The sequence below is a fragment of the Pseudoalteromonas sp. PAST1 genome, from assembly GCF_021532515.1.
GTDB lineage: Bacteria > Pseudomonadota > Gammaproteobacteria > Enterobacterales > Alteromonadaceae > Pseudoalteromonas > Pseudoalteromonas simplex.
Window position 1 is genome coordinate 1 of sequence record NZ_JAKGBH010000038.1, and the last position, 26,130, is coordinate 26,130.

The following is a 26,130-nucleotide window of genomic DNA, read 5'->3' on the forward strand; positions in this document are numbered from 1 at the left end:
ATATAGAACGTGCGCTAAACGCCAGACCTAGAAAGTGCCTAGGTTACAAACAGCCTGTCGTTGTGTTTAACGAATTACGCAATGCGGCCTAATTTAGCGAGTGGTGCACTTCGGGGTTGAATTCGCGAGAGACCTTATCAGATATCTCATCACCATCATCAAGCATTGGATAAAGTGCATCAAAGTGGTTACTAACTAGCTCTTTTGCAACTTTGAAACCAAAAGCCAGTCCTTTAAAGCCGTGGATTCGACACAATGCCTCAGTAAACCACGCCAAATACTCAATATCTTTACTTTCTGTTTTTAATGCAGTGCTACACAATTCTAATAATGGTTGCCAATCACGTGCCAAAGACGCGATCCCTTCATCATCAACAAGCGCAAGTCTTTCAGCAGCACGTAGCTGATTGCGCATATCTTTTAAGGAATAGTACGTTGAGGTAGGAGATACATCTGATCTAGGCTCAATACCTGCGAATGCATCTTCACTAATCGGAGCTAAATATTCATCAAAAACAAACATTCCATCGCCTTAAAAATTCCTTTTACACCCAAAATAGAGACGTAAAATAATACATCTCTTATTTATAATTTCAAGCCACAAAAGCATTAATTAAAATTAAATTACAAAAAATAAAATAATTAAACAAAAATTATCCACCTTATTAAAATAATATATTAGCTATTTAATAATAAGGGCACAGTCAAGTCATCATTAATCAATGTTTTATCATTAGAATTATCCAGCTTTTCATTTTTCACTAAAATAAAAGTAACATTATCTCTTGCACCACGCACAAGAGTGGAGTGAATTAATGCCATTCCTGAATCAATGATATTTTTAGGCGCTAAAGCAATACTAATTTCTGAATCACTTAACTCACCTGTTAAACCATCCGAGCAAAGTAAGAAAATATCATCAGTTAATAAGTCGCCTTCAACAAAGTCGACAGACAGCTCATTTTGCACCCCCACCGCACGTGTAATTACGTTAGCTAAAGGATGGTTTATTGCCTCTTGCTCTGTTAGTAATCCTTCATCGATTAAATCATTAATCTGACTATGGTCCCGTGATAACTGCAACAAAGAGTTAGCTCTGTATCTATATATTCTGCTATCACCTACCCACAGAGCAGAATATTTATTGTCTTTAAAAAACAGTACAGTAACGGTTGTACCGGCCGTTTTATTACTTAAAAAGTCACTGCTATATTCAAGCAGTTTCGTATTTGCACTTTGTATTGCTTTAATCAACATCTCGGTTGAAATTGATGAAACGGGTAACTCTTCAACTTCAGCCTTAATAACGTCAACTACTAGCTGACTTGCAAAATCGCCGGCTTCATGCCCACCCATGCCATCCGCTACAATCCAAAGGTTGTATTTATTAAGTTCAACATAAGCATCTTCGTTTAGCTCGCGAATAACTCCACGGTGAGACACGGCATAACTGATAAAATTTTTATTCACACTCACTTACCTGGGTATAATTCCATTCCCAATGCTGCCAACGTCCATCTAGCATTGCAGCCACTTGATTTACTGGTGGTAAACCTGCTGTAACAAAAACAACAGGCTTGATATCTATAGAACCGTGGGTCCACCAAACACTATAATCCCCATATTTATTGAGTAAGAGTGAATGCAATACATCATCGACAGTTCCACCACCTAACTCATCTCCTTGAAACTCAAAAACTACAGCAGATTTATTTTCATCTGGAGAAAGGCTTTTACTGAATATTTTAGCGGGTGAACGGCTCTCCTTAAGCGTACTCATCACCTTCTTCTGCCATAAACTTAAGTCTACACTGTCATCAAGTACAGATAACACAGCGTCTTCATAATCAAGAGACAGTTGATTCGAATTTAACGTCGCAATGGGAGTGCTATCGCTATCAACGAGGACCGTAAAAGGATAATGGCGCCCTACAGCATCAACACTTGGCAAAAGCGTTCCTTTTTTAGCACTACTCGTTATTAAATTTTCTGACAATGCAAAATGCCAAACTGGACTTGTTAAATAACGCTCTTGCCATTGAGCACCCAGTTGCTCTTTGCTGACTGCGATAGCAGCTTGTAACCAATGCTCCCAGTGCTCTGAAAACTGCTGACAAACTCCTTCTTGGACAAAGTCACCCAAAAATGGAACCTTGCCCAAATAGCCAATCCCTATAGCCTTGTCGGACATGAAAAACTCTCTATACTTGCGTTCCAAAATGGATGTCTAATTGAATTTGGCAACAATTCAACCATTGCATTATTACCTTGCAGCGAAAAGTGTAACTCTAAGTCATTTTGTGTTTCGGCTCGCTGGGCCTTTAAATCATCTAACATTCGATAGAAAGACCATTCGCCACTGTAACTAGTATTGATTGTTCTGCCCCCATACGGTGGTGTAAACACAATTCTGGTTTTACTTTGGGCAACGTCTCCTGGCCAAACAATGCTCTTAACTTTCGGCGGACCATGCCTATAAATCATTGACTGACCATCTATTTCTATCATGAAACTGGAAATCGTTTGGTCTAATTTAATTGGCTTTAAACCAAACTCTATTCGCGGTGTATTGCTATTCCCATCAAAGAACACTTCGCGAATTCTGGCCGCTTGCTCAAACATTCTAAGTGCAGACTCGCTTACTCCTATATTTTTTTCAAAACGCCATGGGCTCTTACTCGTATCGACACTTGGTGCAATATAGGTCGTGAAGAAGTTATCAATAGTGCCTTCAGGCCCAAAGAAATCCGAAAAATCTTTAAGATTAATTTCTTTATCCGAGTGAGGTACTAGTGGGTAACGCCCTACAATTGCTGCGTTGTACTCTCGTAAAACACTACTTCTCCAAATTTCGTTAAGGTGTTGATTGGCACTTTTTCTAGTGATGTTTGACGTATCTTGGCTTATGTTCAACAACCAATGACTGGCAGGATAAGGTAGCCCTTTACTTTGAAACTCAAGCTGGCTTAGAAACTCTGGTTTATTTTTGCCACTTAATTGGTTCTTCACAGAAGACTTAAGTAAGCCACCACGATCAAGTTGATTTAAGTAAATATTTAGCTCTCTTAAACTTGCTTGTATTGTTTCAAGTTGCTGTGGTTCGATTTCTAAAATATCACTAAATGCTTCTTCTACTTGATGACCAGGAAGCTTGACCTCAAACTTTGGAGTTTCATTTGGTAAGTAGCGCTTAAGTCTATTAGCCTTAGTATGCATAGCGACTTCAGCTGCATTTGCAGCCACTTTACCGGCAGCCTTTTGATTTTCAGAAATAGGCAACTTAGTCAATTGAACATTTTTTTGAACCGTTGTAATAATATTTTTTATTGGCGCTTCAGGTCCCGCTAAAACATTAGTAACGCGAACACCTTCTGTTGGTGAATTGAACTCTTTTAAAGTCAGCTCATCGACAAACGAACGCCAGTAATAAATATAATCTTGAAAATACTTTTGCTCTAATTTCTTTTCGATCTCCGCTTTAGAAATATCGTATGTGTTTGCAGCTTCTTCACCGTAAACCCAACTACTTGCCATCAGATTACCCAGCATCTTGCTTTTCTCGACATTGAAGATGCCATGGTAACCATTATAAGTATAAAGGCCCGGAATACTTTTCATCGTAGCTTCAGGATTTTGAAAACTAAATTCTCTCGCGCTTTCGTAGCTTATAATGTCCGTTAGTTTTATTGGTGGAATGCTACTTTCCATAAAATCAGCTTGTAATCTTTGGTAAGCTCTTTCTGCGATTGGCAATTTTGTTAATTCAGCTCGAGCAAGGCGAACAGCTTGATGATCAATTTCCTGCCCAGAAATACCATAATCGAGGAGTGCTCGTGTATGAGCCATTAAATCAGCACGATTGGTTACGTTAACATCACCCGGAAGAGCTCTTTCGTAGTAGGCGCTAAACCATGCAAGTAAATCATCTTGGTTATAATGCTCAGGTTCAAATAACATCAGATAGCTACGCAAAGTCTCATATAAATAACTCAAATAGTCTGCTTGTTGTTCCATCTCAGATGTTAGCGCATTGAGTAGAAATGGTTCTAAGTATGTTTTTAAAGAACGTAAGTAGGCGCTTTTCGAAGCTTCTGTTAGCTCTTCAACTTTACTAAAACCATACGCTTCAAAGTCTTCTGCATTAATTTTATTAACAGGGAAGTTCTTTAGCGCATTAAAACGCTGATTCAAAATAATTAGATTACTTTTATCGACCGTATTTTGATCTAATACTTGATATTCAGCTAAAGCTTGATTCGTTTCATCTATTAGATCACTATTCCATGAAAAGCTAATAAACCAAGAAACACTTAATGTAATCAGTGTTATACATGTTACGGCTAGGCATGAAACGCGTAACCACTTACTTTGCTTTTCATGATGTTTGTTAGTACTTGCTAGATTCTGTTCAGGAAAAATAACACTTTCTAATAAACGCTTGATAAAAAAGCTTCTAGTTTGGTTAATATAATCTTTTTTTGCTGAGCTTTGATCACTCAACAAATTAGAAGGTGTTCCCTCTTGCGTTGCACTCGTAAGATAGACACCTCGAAATATTGGCAAGCTTTCATACGCATTTGGTGTAAATATTTCTTTCAAAAAAGAGTAACCAACACTCTGAAGAGCACGAAGTTGCTTCGGAAATTCAAACACTTTAGAGCGGTTCACTAAATCATGCTCGTTAATCAAACGTCGATTTAATAACGAAGTAAGGTTTGAAATTAATCCATGAAATTCTTTGTTAAACACTTCAATTTGATTGTCAGAATCAGTATCTAGTTCAAAAGTTACCCCCCAAACTTGCTCCGTTTCTTCATCACTGAGCTCACTAAAAAACTCTCTAAAGCCTTCAACCAAGTCGACTTTTGAAAAAATAACATACACAGGAAAGGTCATGCCAAGCTGCCCTTGAAGCTCCTGTAATCGTTGCTTTATCGCACGGGCATGTAAGTTACGCTCAGTTTTAGTTTGATTCATCAGTTCGGATATCCCCATACTGATGATCACACCATTTACAGGCCGCTTGGGTCTGTATTTTCTAAGTAGACCTAAAAAACCTTGCCATGCCTTTGAGTCATGTAAAGCATGGCTATTTTGTGTTGTGTAACGACCTGCGGTATCGATAATCACTGCTTTATTAGTAAACCACCAATCACAATTACGCGTACCACCAACACCGTGAATTAGGTCTGTGCCTAGCTTTTCCTTTAAAGGAAAATCAAGACCTGAGTTATTAATGAAGTTTGTTTTACCTGAACCAGGAGGGCCAATCATGATATACCATGGTAGCTGATAGATATTACGACCATTAAAAAGCTTAGCATCCTTCAATAACTCGATCGCCTCAACCATACGAGTTTTTAAGGTTTTAATTTCTTCTTGGACTTCATCTGCAGCATTAGCATCAACCTCAATCAGTTCTTCTGTCATGCTGGTATTTCGTTTGCTTTGATTTCTGAACTCAATCAATTTAACAGCGGTATATACCAATAAAATTGCTAAAATTGTGATAGCACGTGCTGCAATACTTTCAAACGGTTTATAATCGGCGATCGCAATCAATGGGCCACCAAACCAAATAAGTAGGAAGAGAGCTAAAAAGCCAACAACAATCATTACCTTACGAGAAGTAGCAGCGTACATAGCGCGCTTGCACTTTTGAATAAAACTCATCACAACTCCATTAAAAAAGTAAGTCGATTTCAATTCGGCGGTTTAATGCCTTATCTGAATTCGTATTGCTCACTAAAGGCTCTGCTGAACCTTTTCCTTCTGGCCATAACCTTCCCATTAAGCCTGTATTCTTAGCCATTGAGTTTGCTACTTGTGTAGCCCTAGCTAATGATAAATGCCAATTCGAAGGATACTGACTGGTACTTATTGGGCTATCGTCGGTGTGACCTGTGATTAAGATTTTGCCTTTTGTTCCTTCAAGGCTTAGCGCTAACTTCTCTAAAATTGGTTGAAAAGACGGCAAAAGTATCGCTTCGCCTGAGTTAAACAAACTCTCATTATTTATTGTTATTCTAATTCTATCTGTTTGTTGCTCAACACTGACTATACCGCGTTGTATTTCAGTGTGTAATAACTGGGTTAACAAGTCCAATTGCTTACTTTTATTGCCTTCAACTTGTGAAGATGACAAAGGATGAACTAACTTCAAATTTTCAGCTGTTGCGTCAACTTGCTCATTAAGGCGCATGTTGAAAAACAAATAAACCACAAGCGCAATTAAAGCAAGCACCGAAATTACAACCCAAAGTGGAATTTGATTTCTTAGCTCCATACCTGCTGCAACACGGCTTTTCCAGCTAGGTGCTAAAAATTGGCTATGTGGTCCATCTATTTGATTAAGAATGTGGTAAATTCTATTACGGTAATCTTCTAGCTTACTTTCCCCGCTGGCTTCAACTCGAAACTTACCTTTAAAACCTAAATTTAAGCAATGGTACTGTAGCTCTAAGAAGTTTCTGTTCATTTCTGGGTGTACTAAAGCATCATCAAGCAAAGTAAAAAAGTACTCACCACCAAATGTTTCTTTATGAAAAGTAGATAGCAAGCTCTCTTCAGCCCATTCCAGCGAACTCCATTTTGCATTTAATACAGCTTCATCGATAACAGCACATAGGCAATAACGTGCATTATTAATGACCGTAAGTTCAATAGACTTTGCACGTAGATTGGTTTCAAATCGCTTAATTGATTCAATAGCCCGATGCTTTAAAGCTGCTAAACTGTCAATTTGTGATGACTGATTAATAAAAATAATCAATGAAAAGCTGTCATTAGCTGCATCGAGTAATTCATTTTTAAAAATTGATACAGAACTAACATTCGCCTTTTCAGGTGAAGAGTGACTAAAAGAGACAACGGTTTTGTCACTCGAACCTTGTGATGCATCAGCATTTGATTTATCTCGGCTTAAACGGCCGGGACGTGGTTTGATTATTGTTTCATCCATTGAAACGCTTCCTTTTTAGCTTCTAATTGCCCAAAGAATTAAGTTTAAATCAGGGTAGTTGCCCGACAAATGAATAGCGATACCACCGCTTGATTTGAGTTTGCTCCAATGTTCACTGTTTTTATTGAGCTCAAAATAATGATACCCAGCATGGTAAGGCACTTGACGTGGAGCCGTAGGTAAGCCATTAATTGAGATCCCTGGCAATTGGTTATTTACTAAATCTCGGATCGACTCAACGCTACCAATCTTAATTTGCGAAGGTAATAGCTTTCTTAACTCTTCATGCGGAATACTCGCTTTAACTGCGAGTACAAATTGAGCAGAGTCAAGTATCGACTTATCTCTTAATGCACCAAATGAGATACCAAATTTGCTTTGTTCTAATTTAACTTCAGTGGCTGTTTGTTCAATCACCTGACTTAATGATTGATAGAGGAAGTTCACAACTTCTGCAAAAACAAACTGTAAATTTGTATGGTCATATTTAGGAAGTTGCGGTACCCGCTTGTTAACAGCACTAAAAGTTGCAAGTTCTCCTGCAAGCTCAATTAGTCGCGTGTAAAGCTCTCGCGGATGAACACGTGAATGCGTTAATAAGCTTTGAAAAACTGCATCATATTTATTAAGAGTTTGTAGCATCAGAAAATCGGCCACTGATGTACTACCTGCATACCCTTGGCACAGCCTCACTGCAATACTTTCAGCACGTTGCTTAATTAAGCCTGATACTTCTCTGACAAGCGCTGTTAAAGGCTTATTACTGCTAACATAGAGACTTGGCGGAACATACTTAGAGTCAAGTTTAATTGCCCCTTCACTAGTCACTTCTGTAATTCTTGCAAGCGGCAGCAAGACATAACCTGATGTATCATCAGACATTAACATCAGTCTACTATGAAGCTTAGCAACTTGAATCATTTCTTGAGCTTGAGAGCCTAAACTGTCATCACTTACTGATAAATCTGCAACTCGGTAACGTGTCACCAATTCGTCGTCTTTAGAAGATAGATTAATGCCACTTCCTTTCAGAGCCGGTATTGCAAGGCATACTATTTCATCATAGGCACTTTTAGCTACAATCAAAGGCTCAGGAAGGTATTCATCGCCGGGCATCTGAATTGGGCATAAGTCTGCTGAAATAGCAGACAACTTATCAATGGCAAATTGGCCTGTTACAAGTAGCTCACTATTAATCTCAAGCTCTACTACTCCCCATGAATCAGGAACAGTGCCCTCTATAACTCTTCTAATTACACTAGAAACATGCTTATCTGCCTGTTGAAAGTGCTGAGGTCTTAAGAACATTCCTTCTGTCCATGCGACCCGCGTGTAATCACTCATGTTTATTCCTTTAATCTTTCATATATACAGCTAACGACTCAACATTTACGTCAATGTCATCATAGCCTGTTGGATCAACCTCTATTACCGCGCGCCAACGGGCTTTTTCAATATCTCTATAAGCGACTACAACACCAACAAAGCGAGTGTTTCTATTTAAATTCATTTTATATTCAATTGTTGAACCAGGCTGTAGCTCTAGCTCATCTTTTTTTAGAAGATCAGGCCCAAGTACTGCTTCAGGATTTTCATACAAACTAAAAAAATCTTGCGTATCGAAAATGGTGCGAGAGCTCAGTTCAAACACTTTGTAAACAACAGGTGAAGGACGATCAGAGATATCTGGATTCACATCTGAGGCCACTGAAATATTTAAATCAGTAGATGGGGGCACAAACTTATTTACTGTTGTACAGGCTGTTAAAAATACCCATAAAGCACCTACAAAGGTAAGCTTGAACTTCAACATTGCATTATTCCTTCATTGTAATACAGCTAATTTCCACCATTGTACGCCTTCAGAAAATCATCAGAAAATGCTAAAACGCCTTTAGCTTTAACATCATCTGTAATATCAGCATACAATTCGTTATATATACGCCAGCTAGAAGCACCACCATAAGCAGGCAATGAACTAAGCAACCCACCATTATTGCTTTGTGCTTTTATGCCATCGGGTGATAATTGTTCTAAAAGACCATTAAGTGCCCCTGTTGCACCTGCTAATAACCCTTGCTCGTGAAGTTTTGTATCAACAAAGCTTTCTTTAATTGCTTCATTTGCTGGCAAAAAACTTGCACTATTGAGAACAAAAAGATTCTGCATTACATCATCAATGGTTGCTGAAAACTTAAGTGGATTATTCTGTTCAACTTTAAACGTTGTGTGATTCAATTTAAGTTGATTCTTAATATTTGTTCGCTGGCGAATCAAATCCATCGAGCCTTCAAGGAAAAGCTTAAAGCATTCCCCCATACGCTGCCATGTGTCTTCATTTTGCAGCTCCGCTGATAGCTTTTCATTGACACTTAAGCCATTTAAAAATGAAGAGATTAACTTCGATGAGTTAGGAATTTGATTATCTTTTACAGGTGCGCTAACAGAGGCGTTATTTGCAGCAATTGCACTATTGCCATTATTAAACGGCTTACTATCGTTAACTGCTGGAGTGCTAATTACAGGCTCTTCTGCCGGTAATACAGGCACGCTATTTTCTTTTTCTTCTGCCGTAGCTGAAAGTTGTGCGAGTTCATCCCAATCCTCTGGAATGGGTTGACTCAGGCTTTGTTGTGAAAATATGTCGATATTATCACTCGGTGCTTCCGTAAAAGTAGGCGCTACTATTGCCTCTTCCAGCACATTTGAACTGTCATGAGCTACTTGTCGCTCAGCAGAGCCACTAAAATCTTCAGTTGAGCTCTTTAATTCAGGCTGTAATGGGTTAAATGAGTTGATTTGCGACTCAAAACCTTGTGGTTGATTAGCTTGCTGGATTGTAGATTCAATTTGATAGTCACCAATAGTGAAAACATCACCATCACTAAGGCGGTGCTTATTTTCTTTACCTAAAGGAGATACAGAAAAGTTTACAAATAGTCCATTGGTTGAGTAGTCATATACATAAAAGCCATCAGTTTCTTTTACGATTTTGCCATGACGGCCAGATATTACTTTTTCAGGATCAGGTAAATACCAATCACACTGTTCTGAACGACCAAAAGTTAATTCATTTTTTACTACTTTTTTCGCATCTATCTCAGGTGACAGCCTGTGATAACTGGTAACATTTAGAATCACTTCCATTTGATTGTTAGTCCCATAAATACAAACATTCTAATAGGATAAAATACTTCACGGAATAAAGTCAACGCGCAAAAATACCCAAATTTGAAATTTAAAATAATTTTAAAAAACAAAATAAAAGAACATAAAGTAGTACCCACTTAAAAACCAAACCTTAAGTACTATTTCATTAATATAAACTGAATGATTGCTTATTGGTGTATTTTTTGTAAAATATGCACCAGTCAAAAGGAGATTGATTTTATAAAAAGGAATTATAATGACTTCTGAAAACGATAAAACACGTATTGCCTCAATAAAAAATAAAAATGCAATACAAAAAGAAAGCAAGCTTCATCTAATTGGTAAAACACTCGCAAAACGCTATTTAATTGAAGAATTAATTGGCGAAGGTGGGATGGGTTATATTTACCGAGCACGAGACACCTATCTAAATACTCATTCTAATCAAGATGATATTGTAGCAATAAAAGTATTACATCCAGAGCTAGCTGACTCTGAAGATGCGTTATTGTTGTTGAAAGATGAGACTATTAAAACTCGCGCTCTCTCTCATCCTAACATTGTGAGAGTTTTTTCTGCTGCATCAAGTGACATGTACCATTTTGTAGTAATGGAATGGATTGAAGGTGAAACTCTTGAGCAATTAATTAAAAGAAATAAACCCAGTGGTTTATCTCAAAAAAGAGCTAAGCCTATCATAAATCAGCTAATCGATGCCCTTACTTATGCCCACTCTAAGGGAATAGTTCATAGTGATTTAAAGCCTTCAAACATAATTCTTGACTCACAAGGAAACTTAAAAATCTTGGATTTTGGAATTGCAAAGACAAATCTACATGAAGATAAATATGCAGCTCCAGCTAACGATGAACAACCTAATAGCAATGGATATACTCCTACTTATGCGAGTCCTGAGCAATTAAATGGAGGCAAACCTTCCGCCAAAGACGATGTATTTGCATTTGGCTGTCTCGTATTTGAGTTATTAACAAGCAAGCATCCGTACAATAGAGTCGCTGCAAATCAAGTAGCAAAAGATACAAGTGTCAAGAAACCAAGCAATTGCTCTATCAGTGTTTGGCTCAAACTCAAAAAATGCATTTCACTTGATGCTGCAAATCGACCTAAATCATTCTCCGAAATTAGGTCCGAACTAAACAATAATAGAACCACTCTATTTATCCATGCAGCTTGCTACGCTTTACTTCTTGGCGGTGCTGGTTACCTTTACTTCTCTCAAATTGATACACAGCAATTGATTGAAGCAAACTATCAGAACTCGCTCGCAAAAGTTGAACAACTTGAAACATGGATGGGTTGGTCTAGTGATGGCTTACCACAACGCCTAAATGAAATACCTCCACAATATAAAGTTTTAAAAGAAGGGCTTTTAGCTGTCCATCAAAATAAAATCGTAGAAAAATTTTCTCAGCAGGTTGAAGATTTACCACGAACTTCCATAAATACAAGAGCGTATGATGAAGCTATTCATATCTATGACGAAGCGAAAAAGGTCTACCCTGATTCTGAAACACTAAGTAATAAACTCGAAAGTTTACTTACTGAAAGGCAGTCGATCCTTTCTGATCTTAGCTATCGTCTGGATGTACTTTTATCGCAATCGAGGTATACCGAGAGCGGTGACAATAATATAGATAGCCTTGTATCTCAAATAAACATTATTGATTCTAGTTTTGTATACACACCCAACCAAGAACACATAGATAATTTCAAACTAGCTGTTTTAAGCTCGATTGAAAACGAGGATTTCGTTACACAGAAAAGGCTACTTGATGTAGGTGAATTAGTTTTTTCAAATACTTCAGAACTTGAGCCACTCGTTACTGCGTTGAGGAAAAAAGAGTCAGCCATGATCGCTTTAGCTGAATATAAGAAAAAAATCAGTGAGGGGATCACAGTCAGTTACCCTGACGATGACGCAAAGATTTTTTATCAAGAAAAGTTAGCAAAGTTTAGCTCTCAACTAGCTAATGTTTCAGACTATAAGCAGCTTATCGAATTTGATGAGTCATTTAGCAAAGAAGCAGAAATTTTCCCTGAATCATTTGAGCCTATTTTAATGATCAAAGATCAGATAGCGACAACGTATATTTCTATGGCAAGCAGCTTAATGAAAGTAAAAATGTACCGAACGGCAGAGAAGCTAGTTGAACGCAGTGAAGAAATACGGAAGAGTCTAGAAAATACCCTCTAACTCAGTAACTTAAATAATCAAGCGTCAGAGAAGAGCAATTTTGCAAAGTTTTACTTTTGAAAACACCACTCTTCTTCTTTCACGTTTACTAAATAGTGTAATTAAATGGAGTAATTATGAAAAAATTAAGTCTGGCTTGTGCGTTAGTAATACTAGCGGGCTGCTCATCAACTACAGAAGTTTCACCGGAGCCAGAGCCAATTGTAGAGCCTGTAGCTGAAGTGGTAGAAGAAGTACCTGTAATTTCATTAACGGTAGTCACAACACCTGATGATGCGCGCGTTCGTATTATGAATATTAAACCTGTTTATGAAGATGGTATTGAACTTGATGAAGGTAAGTACGACATTGAAGTAACCAAGCCAGGTTACTTAACTTACCGCAAATGGGTTGTTGTTGATAAGAAAACAATTCTAACAATTGAACTTGATAGCATTGAATCAATTCAAGCTGCTCAATAAGTGGTTTTAACAAAAAAGGAAAGCGACTGCTTTCCTTTTTTGATCTTCTTTTAAATTAACTTAAAATAATACAGCGACCATATCGCACTACAATTAACAATAACTGTTAACCAGAGTACGGCAATAAAACTGCGTTTTTTAGATTTGTGTCTTAACCATTGCTGCGCAATGAATGAACCTGGCCAACCGCCGATTAACCCTAAAATATGCAGTGTACGCTCAGGTACTCTTATAACATGCTCGCCATGTTGCATTGCTAAACGTTTATCCCAGCCATACACCAAAAAGCTTATTAAGCTCGCTACACTGTAAGTGCCTGCAATAAAGTAGGTAATATTAAGTTGCCATGATGTCAGCCATAACAGCGCTAAAAACAACAATGAAAATGTAATTAATGTTTTCTTAATCAACGAAGTATCACCTATACTGTGCAAAACAAATTAATTTTATCGGGGCGCTATTATGGCATACCTAAAATCACTTTTACTATCAATCTGCCTGTGTTCGCTTTCTGTTATGGCAGCAGAGCAACAACTTGATGACAAGCTAAAAGTGTTTGAACCTTACTTAGGCACGTGGCAGTCAGACTTTAATGTCGCAGCAGGTAAACCTGCGGTGCAAGATGTGAGTACCTGGCAACGCGCGCTCAATGGCACGGCTATTAAAACCATTCACTCTATCAATGAAGGTGAATATGGTGGTGAGTCGATGATTTTTTGGGACAATAAAAAGCAGTCTTTGGTGTTTTATTACTTCACTACAGCTGGGTTTTACACCCAAGGCACTATGAATGTACTTAGCCCTACTCAGTTTGTTGCTTATGAAAATGTAACGGGTAACAAAGATGGGATCACTAAAGTCAAATCGACGAGCGAGTTTAAAGATAACAGCTTTGTAGTGTCGACCTCTTACCTTAAAAAAGGTCAATGGACAAAACCCGATACCCGAACTTACACCCGCAGCGAAAAAACGGTTAAGTTTAAGTAAGCTATGCCCAAACCTCCCCAAGATGCAGAAACTCACACCTTGAGGTGGTTTGGGTATATAGCCGTGCTTTATTTATTACTTAATAAATTTTTTAAACGGCTGATCAACAGGCGTATCAGCTAAATGGTTCGTATAATTACTCATCACTTTTTGTGCTAAACCTAGAACAATTTCTAATAATTGCTGATTTCCATAACCCGCACTGTAAAACTCTTCTAACTCACTTTCGTCAATTACACCTCGGTTGCGCGTCATTGCTAAGGTTGTATTTCTTAAAGTTTCTAACTTGGGATCAGCAAGTGGAGTTTTATTAACTAACGCATCAACAATCTCTTGATCAACCTTCATACTCGCAGCGATTGCACTATGTGCAGGTACACAATAATGACAATTATGTTCAACATTAATTGTTTGCCAAACAACTGTCAGCTCTTGAGCATTAAACGATGTTTTTTGAAATAACTCATGAAGCACTTGGTAACCTTCAAGTAGTGTAGGTGCCTCTGCCATCACGGCATGTAAATTTGGCAACATACCAAAGGCTGATACTGAGTTATCGATAAGTGCTTTTGAGCCCTCTGGCGCGGTTTCTTTTGTGTAGAGTTCAAAGTTTTTCATGTTATCTCCTATCGTGTCTGACTAAGATTTATGATTAGCCTAGTTGTTTTTGAGCAGTTGTTCAAGTTAAAATTGAACAACTGCTCAATTTTGGTATTCGTCATGGTCAATAAAGTTAAATTCAATCGCGATGAAGTAATCACGAAGGCACAAATGCTATTTTGGAAAAAGGGTTTTTCTACGACATCTACCCGTGATCTCCAAACGGTCGTTGATATGCGCCCAGGCAGTATTTATTCAGCGTTTGGTTCAAAAGAAGGTTTATATTCAGAGTCTTTAAAAGTCTATGCTACGCAACTTAAGCTGTTGCTAGCGAGCCATATTGAGAATAGCGAAACAGTACTTGATGGCTTACATGCATTTGTTGTTACGGTACTTGAAAGTGCTGAAGATGGATGTGAAGTATGTATGTTAATCAAAGCAAGTACAGAATTCGATCACACTCAGCCTAAACTTAAAACGTTAACCGATGACCTTTTGCAGCAGTTTGAACACGACTTATCGACTCTATTTGATATTGCACAACAGCGTGGTGAACTACCCAACACTCATAGTCCGCTAGAATATGCTCGTTTATTTCAGATACAATTTACTGGCTTAAGAAGTTATTTACACAGGCCAATGTCGAAACCGATGACTGAGCAGCTTATTGGTATGATGTTCACACTTATAGAAAATTATTAAAGGGTAAGGCGTTTATCACCTTACCCTCACATATCAATGTCTAAAGTCTGACATTAAAGCCGGAATACCTGGCAGCATCCCCACTATTGCCATCACGCTTGTTAAGATAACAAACATCACTAATGGAATAATCCAGCGGCTCATTGGAGACAGCTCAGAGCTTCGCTCTTTACAACCAATTAAGCCCAAATTGTCGAGCAACATAGTTAATGACCAACCAAATGCAGGGTTCACTAAGGTCGAGGAAAACACCACAATAGCAGCCGATTGCGTAGTTTTACCTTCACGGGTCATTTCCATGCCAGCTTCAAGAAGTGGGATAAACACACCGACAATCAAAGCGACGCATAACACCGGTTGCCAAATAGCTAAATCCATTGGGTAGCCCCAAATACTGGCAATGATACAAAATAATGCTGTTAACACCGCTCCCGCAGGAATTGGGCGTTTAGCGATAGCTGCTGGCACGATGTAGGTTCCCCATGACGAGGTAAAGTTTGAGCCGCCTAACAATGAACCAAATGTCTGGCGGATTGAAGCACTAAACATGGTATCGTCAATGTTCACTTGTACTTTTTCAGTGCGTTCTGGGTAACTAATTTTTTGGAATACTTGATGTCCTAAAAAGTCAGGTGACCACATGGCAACCGCAAGCACCGCGAATGGCAAGACCACTACAAAGCTCTCTAGGGTTGGTAATCCCAGCATCCAACCGGTATTTTCACCCCACCAATACATTGGGTTCATATTTGGTAAACCCGGTGCTGTTTTAAACTCAAACGGCGCCCCCAGTAAAAATGCAATTAAACCGCCAAGCAAGCAACTTAATGGCACGGCTAACCAACGTTTTTTGTAGTGCTCAAGTAAGGCGTACAACACGATAGTCGACAAAATCACAATGAAAGCGATATGGGTCATATCAATGCCTTCAGCCCATGCGAACAGCTTTTTAACCTGTGAAATCGTACCAATAAAGCCAAGGTAAAGCAGTAAACCGCCACACACGCCTCGGCTGGTTAACCCCGCCAGTAAACTCCCGCCTTTACTAAGCGCCAGTAACAGACCAAACGCCCCTATCAGTAAACCGAAGGCCATTGGGTGACCCCCTGCAGCAACCACTATCGGGATCAAAGGAATAAGCGGCCCATGCGTACCCGCTAAGTTTGCTGTTGGTAAAAAGAAGCCTGAAAATAATAAAATGAAGATCGATACAATTAACAGCTCATAACGCACGTTTTCTAGAATAAAGCCTTCACCTAAGCCCAGTGGCGCTGCAAATGTTGCAGCAATTGCACCCACCATGACCACCTTGCCTATGGTGCCTGCCATGGCAGGGATAGAGTCTTCTAATTCAAACCGATAATCACGAAATGGTAAGTTAGGACGCCAGCGCTTAGGCTGCATAATTTGTAATTCGTGTTCAAGGTATTCGTCACGACTCGAAAAATCACTGCTGGGTTTATGAAGATCTTGATAGCTTTGTTGCTTCTTATTCATAAGTTCTCCTACTACCTATCTTGAAAAATTGTGTGAGTTTTTATTATGCAGTTAGGGTAAAGCAGCCTGACGTAAAACACGATTAGGCAAAAGGTAGGGTATGAATTTATAAAATAGGTGTTTTTAATAAACTGAGAGCATCCGAAAATAAATTTAATACATTGATATAAATAGCTTTATTTATAAAAAACGCTTTGAAAAAGTAAGCTAAAGGTTATTTTTCAAACACATTAACTATTAGTCTAATAAATTGTATGAATAGCAAACAGCTAGAGAAAAACCACTTTAGATTAATCGAATTTGCCTATTCTCCAACTACTAATATACTAATTTATTAGTAGTTTGGTTAATGCTAACTCGCAAGTCGGTGGCTTTCTTACATAAGCACATAAAGGGATGTATGAACACACAGCTCAAGCCTTGGCAATTTAATATAATTGTTTGCTCTGTTTATCTGCTGTTTGGCTTGTTTACTATGCAAGTGTTAAAAACACTGGCGGTATGGCCACCAGCAGGAGTCGCATTAGCAGGCTTGATGTTATTTGGTCGTAAAGCCTGGTTGGGCGTTGCATCAGGCACCTGTTTAGTTGTGCTTTGTTACTTTTATCTTAGCGACTTAAATCCATTCACGTTTAAACACATAGCAATAAATGCCGCAACAACCACAGGTAATACTCTCGCTGCTTTAACAGCATTTTGGCTAATTAACCGAAAACTTAAACAACACACACTGCTGACAAGCGTCACCAGTTTAGCCAGAGTGTTTATTGTTGCTTGCATTGCGATTGGCGTGATTTCTGCACTTTTCGGTGTGGGCATATACTCACTAGTTGGTATCGAGTGGTTTAATGGCTTGTATGTAGGCATATTAAATTGGAGTATTAGCAATGCCTTAGCGGCGATTGTATTCACCCCTGCCCTTTACTTTTTATGGCGAAATTGGCCGCACCCGGTCACTTCTAGTGAATTTTCTAAACTTTTGTTGCTTACTTTGACCGTGGTTTTGTTGTGTTATTTTATTTTTGGCCCCGCATACACAGCCATGACATTACCATTTTTACAACCTGCATTACTGTTGTTTCCGCTGCTTTATGCAGCCACGCGGTTATCACCAACCGCCACCAGCTGCATGAATATGTTGGTATTTTTTGCAGCTTGGGTAGGAAGTAATCAAGGATGGGGGTATTTTTATTATCATCACCCTAAAACAGCTGAAGTGACCATGCAGTTTTTCTTTTTATTTACTCTTTCAGCGGTATTGCTTATTCAAGCTGTGTTTATTCAGCGCAAGAAAGAACAACAAAAGCTGACCACCATGCTCGAACAAAAAGTAGAAGAAAGAACCTATGAGCTAGAACGTGCTAAGCATGAAGCATTAGCCTTATCAGTGACAGATCATTTAACACAACTTTATAATCGCCGTGGCTTTTTCGAAAAGGTTAATCGGCAGTTTGCAAAATATCATGACGCGCAATGTACCTGCTCCCTGTTACTGTTAGACTTAGACCAATTTAAAGCTATAAACGACAAATATGGCCACGCAACTGGCGATGAAGTAATACGAACCACAGCACATAAACTCACCCAACATAGCAGAGCATCAGATATTGCGGGACGCATTGGTGGTGAAGAATTTGTCTTATTTTTACCTATGGCAAATAACCACACAGCCTTTGCTATCGCAGAAAAGATCAGAGCCGATATCGAACAGCAAGACATCATCGCCGACAACAAACACGTTAAATTCACCGTGAGTATTGGTGTTAGCACCTTAAAAGCAAGTGATCAGCATATAGAATCGATGTTAAAACGCGCCGATAAAGCATTGTATCAAGCCAAAAACCAAGGCCGTAATCAAGCGCAGTGTAGTTAGAATGAGTTACGAGAGTAAAGATACGAGATGCGAGGACGAGATGCGAGGGGCGAGCATGTAGCAGCGATTTTACATCGCGTTTTATTCTCGTATGCCCTTACCTCACCCATGTCGCGGTATAAAGCCGCTGCTACCTGAGGCGTCACGCTTGCTTGGCGCGCGAAACACGTTTCACGCCTACGTCCAAGGGTTTAACTTTTGAGTGGTGGTTAATTATTCATGACTAAAGTCATTCCTACGAGAGATAGAAACGAGGTGCGAGGTGCGAGGTGCGAGGTGCGAGGTGCGAGGTGCGAGGTGCGAGCATGAGCTTAAGTTTCTTTGCACTATACGACTAGTAATTAATTAACGGCTCTGATAAAAATACACTGAATATGGAAGAAAACGAGCTATAAGCCCGTTAAGTTTAATGGAATTACTATCCTAGTGAGGTTCAAATGGAAATTGAAGTAACCAGACCAAAACAACATCATGATAAAATTAGAGATTACACTTTATGGGCCGATTATAAAAAGATCGGAAAAATCAAACCCAACTCTTTGACCAACTACACAATACCTGACGACGCTAGATTTATCTGGTTCTCCATTGATTGGTGCTCTAGCCCTAAACTTTCTGTCAAAGATATTCAATCAAATAAAGTAACTGTTTCGAACACTATGAGCAGTAACTTACTATCGGGTCTATTTTTACCCATTTATTACGTTACTTTTGGTAAAAATAAATATCTAACAATTACGAGCGATGTATAACCACCCTTAATCGATTTCAGATTCGATTACTTCATCGCATAACGATATTTTTACCCTTCGTCGCGGCATAAAGCCGCTGCGACCTGTAGGCGTCACGCTTGCTTGGCGCACGAAACACGTTTCACGCCTACGGCCAAGGTTTACTTTTGTGTGGTGATTAATCATTCATGACTAAAGTCATTCTTACGATAAATAGATACAAGATGCGAGCTTGTAGCAGCGATCTTACATCGCGTTTTTCTCGCATCTCTTATCTCGCAACTAGAACTTATAGCTCCCTCTCTATTTCGTTTTTAACTTATTCAACTCATCATCTTGTTGTGCAACAAGTGCATTAAGAGTTTGGCTACCATCACCGGCTTGGGTAGATAGCTCAGCGAGTTGTGATGCGGCATCTGAAATTAACGTCAGGTTGCGGTTTATTTCTTCTGTGACCGAGCTTTGCTCTTCTGCAGCCGTTGCAATGTGGGTAATTTGTTGCGTGATTTCGTCTACTTTAACTACAACTTCGTGTAATGCATCAAATGCAACTGAGGTTTCATCTACCGCGGTCTGTGCACGCACAACACCTTGTTCAATAACCTTAGACGCATTACCTACTTCTAGCTGTAAGCTGTCAATTAAACCACTGATGTCATCGGTTGATGAACGCGTTTTTGAAGCAAGGGCCCTTACTTCATCAGCCACCACCGCAAAGCCACGACCTTGTTCACCAGCCCTTGCTGCTTCAATTGCCGCATTCAGTGCAAGTAAGTTTGTTTGCTCTGCAATCGTTCGGATCACGTCTAAAATTTGTGTAATGTCGTTACTGCGTGCCGCAACTTTTTCGACCGCTTGATTAGCCTCTTTAATTTCGTCCGACATGGTTTTAACTTGGGTAACCGCAGACGACAAGCTCGATTCACTGCTAACAACTAAACCATTTATTTCATCGGCTTGTTGCGCTGACTGCTCTGAGGCTCTTGCAACTTCAAGGGCTGTTGCGCTCATTTCGTTCATAGCGGTCACTACGCTCTCAATTTCTTGGAATTGAGCTTGAACGTTGTGCTTAGTATCAACGGCAACACTAGTCGCTAGGTGAGCCTGCTCTTTGGTTTGCGTTGATACATTCTTAAGCTCACCAATTAAATCGCGCAATTTAGCAAGAAACGCGTTAAAGCCAGTTGCTAATGCGATTAGCTCAGCATGAGTATCAACATGTAAGGTCTGAGTTAAGTCACCTTCAGCACTAGCAAGGTTATCAACGCGCTTTTGAATCTGCTGTAATGGTGCCACAATTGTACGGATCACTAAGGTCATGATCACAAAGGCTGCACCAGCAATAATAATACCCGTCACCAAAATCAAACCGCCTAGTGTGTTGGCATTTTCACTCATGCTATTTGCTAGCGCTTGAGGCCCTTCAAGGGCAAGCTCGGCGGGTACTTCAATCAGTAAGTTCCACTGTGTTTTAGCAAGCTTTATGGTAATTGGGTAGTTAACTAAATACTCATCACCGACTTTAAATACACCACTTTGCTTTTTCGCTTTTACGTAATTGTCTAAAGTGCTTTTAGCCACCGCCTCTTTTAACGGTCTGCCAAGCTTATCTTTGTAATGGCTGCTACCAACCACTAAATCGAGTGAGCTTAATAAAGTGACGCGAGCTTTGCCGTTATACAATTCTTTTGAGAGTTGCTCGGTCATGCTTTGAAATACAGGCAATGTTAAATCAACCCCGGCAACACCAATAAATTCGTTATCACGAAGAATGGGCACAGTTAAAGAGGTCATCATTTCAGAATAACCAGGGGTGATTTCGTATAAGTAGGGTTCCATAATACATGGCACTTTGGTGTCTTTTACACACAAGTACCACTCAGCTTCACGCTGACCAAATTCATTGAGCGTATCCACATATTTTTCAGCCGCATCGTCAACTGCCTGCTGTTCTATGCTGCCATCTCTATTACGAGTAAAGTAGATTTCTAAAGTACCTACACCAGCAACTGAGTGATCATATCCACTAATAAAATTAGCATCTCGGCCATCAAACGCATTTGCTTCAAATTGCGAATAAATAGATGAAAGAATAGTATTTTTTTGTAGCAAAGAGCGATTTAACTCAACCACCGCATCTCGAGTTAAGGTGCCTGCTGCATCGTGATCCCCTAAGATTGCTGCAAATGAGTAAGGTACTCGATAGGCTTCGTTTATGAAACCTGCAACTTGTTCACCATACGCTACGGCATTTGAGGCTAGCTTTTCTTCAACTTCGGCGACAATCAGCTTTTCTGATTGCGCAGCTAAATCTTGGTTACTGCTCGATAATTGCCACCATAAAACACTTGATAAAACAAAAACGGTTATGAAAATGCTTCCAACTGTAAGCCATAACAACTTTTTCGCTAACGCTAACTGCCGCATTGATTCTTCCTGCTACTATTATAAATCACCTTTAGTTTAGACCATTTGACTGGTTTCATTAGGATAAATATAAAAAAAGTATGATTTCTAATAATTAAAAAGTAAGTTAATAATCAGCTAAATTAATAATAAACACCAATAGGCGAAAACAATGCAGCAACACACATTTGATTTTGACCAAATTATTATAGGCTCGGGATTTGGTGGCTCTGTGAGTGCGCTTCGCCTCAGCGAAAAAGGTAACCGGGTTTTAGTACTTGAAAAAGGTCTTCGCCGCGAAGATAAAGAGTTTCCAAAGACCAACCTAGATATCAAAAACTATATGTGGCAGCCAGAAATTGGCCTTAAAGGCTGCATTCAATTTTCGTTTACCAGCAAAGTCGCAGTGTTACATGGCGTAGGTGTTGGCGGTGGCTCACAAATTTATGCCAATGTGCACCTTATTCCTGATGATGAAGTCTTTCAATCTCCAGCGTGGACACGGATAAAATCAGACTGGAAAGACAGCCTCATGCCCTACTATGGCCTTGCACAGCGCATGTTAGGTAGCGCCAAAAATACCTATACCAATGTTGCCGATCACACACTAAAAGACATTGCTGAGCAGATGGGGCAAGGCGACTCATTCAAAACCGTGAACACCGGGGTACTTTTTGCAAAACCCGGCGAAGCCTATAAAAAAGAGCTACCCGACCCATACTTTAGTGGCGATGGTCCGAGGCGAAATACCTGCCATTACTGTGGTAGCTGCATGATTGGTTGCCGCCATAATGCCAAAAATACTTTAATGAAAAATTATCTGTACTTTGCAGAACGCAACGGTGTAGAAATAAGACCTAGCTCTGAAGTAATCAAAATCATCCCGCTTAATGAAGATGGCAGCGCCGGATACAAAATTAAAATTAAAGATACCAGCCATCGCAATAGCCATATTTACACGCTGACAACACGGGGCGTCGTGCTAAGCGCAGGGGTCATGGGCACTGTGCCTTTGCTTTTAAAAATGCGCGATAAAGACAAAACACTGCCCAATATCTCAGCTTGGCTAGGCCAGCAAATTCGCACTAACTCAGAAACCCTCACCACCGCGAACAATACCACTAAAAAAGTTGATGATGGCGTTGCGATCAGCTCATTTATTTCGGTCGACAAAGACACCAACATTGAAATTTGCCGGTTTAGAGAAGGCGCTGATGGCACATGGCTATATTTACCTTACGTTCCTATGGTGACAGGCAAAGGCCTCAAGCGTATTGCTAAGTTTTTAGTGAATACACTGCGCCATCCAATAAAAACAGCTAAAGTATTGCGGCCAAAAGGCAAAGCCCGCAGCTCAATTGTATTTTTGGTGATGCAAAAATCCGAGGCGTTTATTCACCTTGAATGGCGACGCAAGTGGTATCGGTTATTTAAAAACAGCATTACTGCGGTGCAAAAAGACAATGACACGCCGCTTAGCGTTAGTTTTCCAAAAGCAGAAGAAGCAACCAAACTCTACGCCGAAAAACTCGGTGGCGTGCCCGGTTCAGCCTTAACTGAAGTGCTCTTTGGTGCCCCAATGACGGCGCATATAATGAGTGGAGTCGCCATGGGCACTGATGCCTCTAACGGCGTTGTTGATAGCTCAGGTGAAGTGTTCGGCTATCAAAACCTACGTGTTATTGACGGCTCAATCATACCCGGAAATTTAGGGGTAAACCCATCATTAACCATTACCGCATTGTCGGAATACGCAATGAGCCAAATACCGATATTCGATGCAGCCCGAGCAAGCAAGATAAAGCCAATACAATTTAGTGAACCACGCGAAGGTCTAGTATCAGCACTTACTGGTTCAGGCGATTTAGCAAAATCGATTGCTGAAAAACAAAAAAGCCGTGCATAAAGCACGGCCTATTTTGGTAAATAGCGATTAGATCACTGATAACTCTACAGCAATGTTACCGCGTGTTGCGTTTGAGTATGGGCATACTTCGTGCGCTTTATTAACCAGTGCAAGAGCGGTGTCTTTATCAAGATCACCCACCGATACCGCAAGCTTAACTGCAATACCAAAACCACCTTCGATAGGACCAATTGATACTTCAGAATTAATGTGGGTATCTGCTGGTAATTTAATTTTTGCTTGGCCTGCCACTAACTTTAATGCGCCGATAAAACAAGCCGCGTAACCAGCTGCAAATAACTGCTCAGGGTTTGTACCTTGACCATCATCACCACCTAACCCTTTAGGAGTTGATAGTGCCACATCTAAACGACCATCGTCTGATTTTGCTGTGCCTTCACGGCCACCTGTTGCTGTTGCTTTTGCTGTGTATGCGACGCTTTGTAGTTCTTTCATGATTACTCTCCTAATTGAGTGAAAATATATTTTGCATGCAAAATATATTAGATCAGCTTTTTCGGGATTGCAAATACTTTGCATGCAAATTAAAATACTCGTGTTGAATTTTGAGGATCGTGCATGAAATACCCACAACTAAAATTAGATAACCAGCTATGCCACCGCTTGTATATGGCATCGAATGGGATTGCCCGTGCGTATCGAGATTCTCTCAATCAATTAGATTTAACCTACCCACAGTACGTAGTTATGATGGCGCTGTGGGAAAAAGATCAGATCAGTATTGCTGAGTTACTTGAAAAAACCGCCATAGATGGCGGTGCGATGACGCAAATTTTGAAAAAAATGAGCGATAAAGCATTGTTGTCGATCACTAAGGATAGCCATGATAAACGCAAACGACTCGTGCAGCTCGAAGCCAAAGGCAAGGCGATACAAGATCAAGCCGCTGAGATACCGTCGCAAATTCGTTGTCGCTTCCCGAGCATTAACGAACAACAAGCACTGCAACTAATTGAATTACTCGATTTAGTAAATAGTGACCTTAATTAACAAAAATTATTTGAAAGTGAATTTGGATTACACCTCTTTTTAATATAATTCTATACGCTATAGTGTTTAAAACTCATCAATACGGACACCATCATGAAAGCATTTGGATACACTACAGCAACCCCAACGTTATCTGACTCATCATTACAAGCGATTGAATTACCTGATCCCGTTGCGACAGGTCACGACATTCTTGTCGCCGTAGAAGCAATTTCAGTAAACCCTGTAGATACTAAAATTCGCGCTAACGTTTCACCAGACAGTGGCTACAAAGTTATTGGCTGGGACGCCGTGGGGACGGTTAAAGCTGTTGGCGACAAAGTATCGTTATTTAATGTCGGTGACCGTGTGTTTTATGCTGGCGACTTAACGCGCCAAGGCAGTAATGCTGAGTTGCAACTTGTTGATGAACGCATTGTCGGTCTTGCACCAACAAGCCTGAGTAATAGTGAAGCAGCCGCCCTGCCCTTAACAAGTATTACGGCATGGGAGCTATTGTTTGACCGCTTACAGATCGAAAAGTCAAAGAACAATAAGCCAGCCTCTGTATTAGTAATAGGTGCTGCAGGTGGTGTAGGCTCAATTTTAGTGCAGCTTGCCAAACAGCTTACCAATTTAACCGTTGTTGGTACCGCCGCACGAGAAGAAAGCGCCAACTGGCTTAAAGACTTAGGTGTTGATCATGTGCTTGATCATAGCAAAAACCTTAACGAGCAACGTCTTGCGGCCGACCTGAATGAATTTGATTACGTAGTGAGCTTAACGCACACCGACCAACACCTTGATAGCATTATGGAAGTGATCAAGCCACAAGGTAAATTAGCACTGATCGACGACCCTGCAAGCTTTGATATTTTGAAGTTAAAGCGTAAAAGTATTTCGCTGCATTGGGAGTTTATGTATACCCGCTCAATGTTCCAAACAGAGGATATGATTGCCCAGCATCAGCTTCTATCAGAGCTTGCCACCTTGGTTGATAACGGCACAATTAAAACAACATTGGGTGAGCATTTAGGTAAGATAAACGTAGCAAACCTTATTAAAGCCCATGGGATTTTAGAATCTCACAAAGCTCGCGGAAAGCTTGTGTTGGAGGGGTTTGAGTAACGAAGGGAAAGTTACGAGGTACGAGTTTCGAGATACGAGATGCGAGCACGTAGCAGCGATTTCACATCGCGTTTTATTCTCGAATCGCACCGACCTCACCCATGTCGCGGCATAAAGCAGCTGCTACCTGTAGGCGTCACGCTTGCTTGGCGCGCGAAACAAAAAATTAAGACTTAAGTTACGAGATGCGAGGCGCGAGCATGTAGCAGTGATTCCACATCGCGTTTTATTCTCGTATCGCCCCTACCTAACCAATATCGCGGCATAAAGCCGCTGCTACCTGTAGGCGTCACGCTTGCTTGGCGCGCGAAACAAGTTTCACGCCTACGGCCAAGGTTTTACTTTTGTGTGGTGGTTAATTATTCATGACTAAAGTCATTCCTACGAGAAATAGATACGAGTAGGTAGCAGCGATTTCACATCGCGTATTTCCTCGTTCAACAATAAAAGCACGCATCATTAAAGTGCATTACTGCATTTGCCTTTCACTATTTTAGTGCCTGATTTTAGGGACACCCAAACC

Annotated in this window: 21 protein-coding genes; 8 read left to right on the top strand and 13 right to left on the bottom strand. The window is 40.0% G+C overall.

Annotation, left to right across the window (positions count from 1 at the left end; translation table 11 throughout):
* Positions 1–88: 88 nt before the first annotated feature.
* The 8 genes from L1272_RS16665 to tagH all read right to left on the bottom strand — a co-directional run bounded on the left by L1272_RS16665 (position 89) and on the right by tagH (position 10,108).
* A complete protein-coding gene (locus L1272_RS16665) occupies positions 89–523 on the bottom strand; it encodes a type VI secretion system ImpA family N-terminal domain-containing protein (RefSeq protein ID WP_235373893.1) in 435 nt (144 codons plus the stop codon).
* A gap of 155 nt (positions 524–678) precedes the next feature.
* Positions 679–1,470 (bottom strand): PP2C family protein-serine/threonine phosphatase, encoded by a 792-nt coding sequence (locus L1272_RS16670; protein ID WP_235373894.1) that lies wholly within the window; start codon positions 1,468–1,470, stop codon positions 679–681.
* A complete protein-coding gene (tagF, locus tag L1272_RS16675; protein WP_138618876.1) occupies positions 1,463–2,191 on the bottom strand; it encodes a type VI secretion system-associated protein TagF in 729 nt (242 codons plus the stop codon). The genes L1272_RS16670 and tagF overlap by 8 nt, the downstream gene beginning before the upstream one ends.
* Positions 2,173–5,673, bottom strand: coding sequence for a type VI secretion system membrane subunit TssM (gene tssM, locus L1272_RS16680; RefSeq protein ID WP_235373895.1), 3,501 nt, complete (start codon positions 5,671–5,673; stop codon positions 2,173–2,175). The genes tagF and tssM overlap by 19 nt, the downstream gene beginning before the upstream one ends.
* A 10-nt stretch (positions 5,674–5,683) precedes the next feature.
* Positions 5,684–6,961 carry a type VI secretion system protein TssL, long form gene (gene tssL / locus L1272_RS16685; RefSeq protein WP_138618872.1) on the bottom strand — a complete coding sequence of 426 codons (1,278 nt, stop codon included), beginning with the start codon at positions 6,959–6,961 and terminating at the stop codon, positions 5,684–5,686.
* A gap of 15 nt (positions 6,962–6,976) precedes the next feature.
* The gene (tssK, locus tag L1272_RS16690; protein WP_235373896.1) at positions 6,977–8,305 is read right to left on the bottom strand and encodes a type VI secretion system baseplate subunit TssK; all 1,329 of its coding nucleotides are present in this window, start codon (positions 8,303–8,305) and stop codon (positions 6,977–6,979) included.
* A 10-nt stretch (positions 8,306–8,315) separates the two neighbouring features.
* Positions 8,316–8,774, bottom strand: a complete 459-nt coding sequence (tssJ, locus tag L1272_RS16695; RefSeq protein ID WP_138618868.1) for a type VI secretion system lipoprotein TssJ — start codon at positions 8,772–8,774, stop codon at positions 8,316–8,318.
* A 26-nt stretch (positions 8,775–8,800) separates the two neighbouring features.
* Complete coding sequence (gene tagH / locus L1272_RS16700; RefSeq protein WP_235373897.1) at positions 8,801–10,108, bottom strand: type VI secretion system-associated FHA domain protein TagH; 1,308 nt, start codon at positions 10,106–10,108, stop codon at positions 8,801–8,803.
* A 259-nt stretch (positions 10,109–10,367) separates the two neighbouring features.
* Here tagH and L1272_RS16705 point away from each other — a divergent pair, with 259 nt between their 5' ends.
* On the top strand, positions 10,368–12,326 hold the full coding sequence (locus L1272_RS16705) for a serine/threonine-protein kinase (RefSeq protein WP_235373898.1): 1,959 nt from the start codon (positions 10,368–10,370) through the stop codon (positions 12,324–12,326).
* 116 nt (positions 12,327–12,442) lie between these two features.
* Positions 12,443–12,787, top strand: a complete 345-nt coding sequence (locus L1272_RS16710) for a PEGA domain-containing protein (RefSeq protein ID WP_138618862.1) — start codon at positions 12,443–12,445, stop codon at positions 12,785–12,787.
* A gap of 50 nt (positions 12,788–12,837) precedes the next feature.
* On the opposite strand, the gene L1272_RS16715 is transcribed toward L1272_RS16710, so the two are convergent.
* Positions 12,838–13,197 carry a DUF1294 domain-containing protein gene (locus L1272_RS16715; RefSeq protein WP_199530045.1) on the bottom strand — a complete coding sequence of 120 codons (360 nt, stop codon included), beginning with the start codon at positions 13,195–13,197 and terminating at the stop codon, positions 12,838–12,840.
* Positions 13,198–13,249: 52 nt separating this feature from the next.
* Between L1272_RS16715 and L1272_RS16720 the strand changes: the two genes are divergently transcribed.
* The gene (locus L1272_RS16720; RefSeq protein WP_054553611.1) at positions 13,250–13,774 is read left to right on the top strand and encodes a hypothetical protein; all 525 of its coding nucleotides are present in this window, start codon (positions 13,250–13,252) and stop codon (positions 13,772–13,774) included.
* A 75-nt stretch (positions 13,775–13,849) separates the two neighbouring features.
* On the opposite strand, the gene L1272_RS16725 is transcribed toward L1272_RS16720, so the two are convergent.
* Positions 13,850–14,392, bottom strand: a complete 543-nt coding sequence (locus L1272_RS16725) for a carboxymuconolactone decarboxylase family protein (RefSeq protein ID WP_054553610.1) — start codon at positions 14,390–14,392, stop codon at positions 13,850–13,852.
* Positions 14,393–14,494: 102 nt separating this feature from the next.
* Here L1272_RS16725 and L1272_RS16730 point away from each other — a divergent pair, with 102 nt between their 5' ends.
* Positions 14,495–15,076 carry a TetR/AcrR family transcriptional regulator gene (locus L1272_RS16730; RefSeq protein ID WP_235373899.1) on the top strand — a complete coding sequence of 194 codons (582 nt, stop codon included), beginning with the start codon at positions 14,495–14,497 and terminating at the stop codon, positions 15,074–15,076.
* Positions 15,077–15,109: 33 nt separating this feature from the next.
* On the opposite strand, the gene L1272_RS16735 is transcribed toward L1272_RS16730, so the two are convergent.
* Positions 15,110–16,573 (bottom strand): DUF3360 family protein, encoded by a 1,464-nt coding sequence (locus tag L1272_RS16735; protein ID WP_235373900.1) that lies wholly within the window; start codon positions 16,571–16,573, stop codon positions 15,110–15,112.
* A 400-nt stretch (positions 16,574–16,973) separates the two neighbouring features.
* Between L1272_RS16735 and L1272_RS16740 the strand changes: the two genes are divergently transcribed.
* A complete protein-coding gene (locus tag L1272_RS16740) occupies positions 16,974–18,446 on the top strand; it encodes a sensor domain-containing diguanylate cyclase (RefSeq protein WP_054553608.1) in 1,473 nt (490 codons plus the stop codon).
* A gap of 1,034 nt (positions 18,447–19,480) precedes the next feature.
* Here L1272_RS16740 and L1272_RS16745 read toward each other — a convergent pair.
* The gene (locus tag L1272_RS16745) at positions 19,481–21,604 is read right to left on the bottom strand and encodes a methyl-accepting chemotaxis protein (RefSeq protein WP_054553606.1); all 2,124 of its coding nucleotides are present in this window, start codon (positions 21,602–21,604) and stop codon (positions 19,481–19,483) included.
* 151 nt (positions 21,605–21,755) lie between these two features.
* Here L1272_RS16745 and L1272_RS16750 point away from each other — a divergent pair, with 151 nt between their 5' ends.
* Complete coding sequence (locus L1272_RS16750) at positions 21,756–23,489, top strand: GMC family oxidoreductase (RefSeq protein WP_235373901.1); 1,734 nt, start codon at positions 21,756–21,758, stop codon at positions 23,487–23,489.
* Between the two features lie 27 nt (positions 23,490–23,516).
* Here L1272_RS16750 and L1272_RS16755 read toward each other — a convergent pair whose 3' ends face one another.
* Positions 23,517–23,945 (bottom strand): organic hydroperoxide resistance protein, encoded by a 429-nt coding sequence (locus tag L1272_RS16755; protein WP_054553604.1) that lies wholly within the window; start codon positions 23,943–23,945, stop codon positions 23,517–23,519.
* A gap of 123 nt (positions 23,946–24,068) precedes the next feature.
* On the opposite strand from L1272_RS16755, the gene L1272_RS16760 reads away from it, so the two are divergent.
* Positions 24,069–24,500, top strand: a complete 432-nt coding sequence (locus L1272_RS16760; RefSeq protein ID WP_235373902.1) for a MarR family winged helix-turn-helix transcriptional regulator — start codon at positions 24,069–24,071, stop codon at positions 24,498–24,500.
* A 93-nt stretch (positions 24,501–24,593) separates the two neighbouring features.
* Positions 24,594–25,607 (top strand): zinc-binding alcohol dehydrogenase family protein, encoded by a 1,014-nt coding sequence (locus tag L1272_RS16765; protein ID WP_235373903.1) that lies wholly within the window; start codon positions 24,594–24,596, stop codon positions 25,605–25,607.
* Positions 25,608–26,130 lie beyond the last annotated feature (523 nt).

Excerpts from the sequence above, each read along its gene's own strand:
- tssJ (WP_138618868.1), bottom strand. The coding sequence starts at position 8,774 with ATGTTGAAGTTCAAGCTTACCTTTGTAGGTGCTTTATGGGTATTTTTA.
- L1272_RS16665 (WP_235373893.1), bottom strand. The coding sequence starts at position 523 with ATGTTTGTTTTTGATGAATATTTAGCTCCGATTAGTGAAGATGCATTC.
- L1272_RS16705 (WP_235373898.1), top strand. The coding sequence starts at position 10,368 with ATGACTTCTGAAAACGATAAAACACGTATTGCCTCAATAAAAAATAAA.
- tssK (WP_235373896.1), bottom strand. The coding sequence starts at position 8,305 with ATGAGTGATTACACGCGGGTCGCATGGACAGAAGGAATGTTCTTAAGA.
- L1272_RS16750 (WP_235373901.1), top strand. The coding sequence starts at position 21,756 with ATGCAGCAACACACATTTGATTTTGACCAAATTATTATAGGCTCGGGA.
- L1272_RS16720 (WP_054553611.1), top strand. The coding sequence starts at position 13,250 with ATGGCATACCTAAAATCACTTTTACTATCAATCTGCCTGTGTTCGCTT.
- L1272_RS16745 (WP_054553606.1), bottom strand. The coding sequence starts at position 21,604 with ATGCGGCAGTTAGCGTTAGCGAAAAAGTTGTTATGGCTTACAGTTGGA.
- L1272_RS16765 (WP_235373903.1), top strand. The coding sequence starts at position 24,594 with ATGAAAGCATTTGGATACACTACAGCAACCCCAACGTTATCTGACTCA.
- L1272_RS16740 (WP_054553608.1), top strand. The coding sequence starts at position 16,974 with ATGAACACACAGCTCAAGCCTTGGCAATTTAATATAATTGTTTGCTCT.
- L1272_RS16725 (WP_054553610.1), bottom strand. The coding sequence starts at position 14,392 with ATGAAAAACTTTGAACTCTACACAAAAGAAACCGCGCCAGAGGGCTCA.
- L1272_RS16710 (WP_138618862.1), top strand. The coding sequence starts at position 12,443 with ATGAAAAAATTAAGTCTGGCTTGTGCGTTAGTAATACTAGCGGGCTGC.
- tagF (WP_138618876.1), bottom strand. The coding sequence starts at position 2,191 with ATGTCCGACAAGGCTATAGGGATTGGCTATTTGGGCAAGGTTCCATTT.
- tssL (WP_138618872.1), bottom strand. The coding sequence starts at position 6,961 with ATGGATGAAACAATAATCAAACCACGTCCCGGCCGTTTAAGCCGAGAT.
- L1272_RS16735 (WP_235373900.1), bottom strand. The coding sequence starts at position 16,573 with ATGAATAAGAAGCAACAAAGCTATCAAGATCTTCATAAACCCAGCAGT.
- L1272_RS16730 (WP_235373899.1), top strand. The coding sequence starts at position 14,495 with ATGGTCAATAAAGTTAAATTCAATCGCGATGAAGTAATCACGAAGGCA.
- L1272_RS16760 (WP_235373902.1), top strand. The coding sequence starts at position 24,069 with ATGAAATACCCACAACTAAAATTAGATAACCAGCTATGCCACCGCTTG.
- tagH (WP_235373897.1), bottom strand. The coding sequence starts at position 10,108 with ATGGAAGTGATTCTAAATGTTACCAGTTATCACAGGCTGTCACCTGAG.
- L1272_RS16755 (WP_054553604.1), bottom strand. The coding sequence starts at position 23,945 with ATGAAAGAACTACAAAGCGTCGCATACACAGCAAAAGCAACAGCAACA.
- tssM (WP_235373895.1), bottom strand. The coding sequence starts at position 5,673 with ATGAGTTTTATTCAAAAGTGCAAGCGCGCTATGTACGCTGCTACTTCT.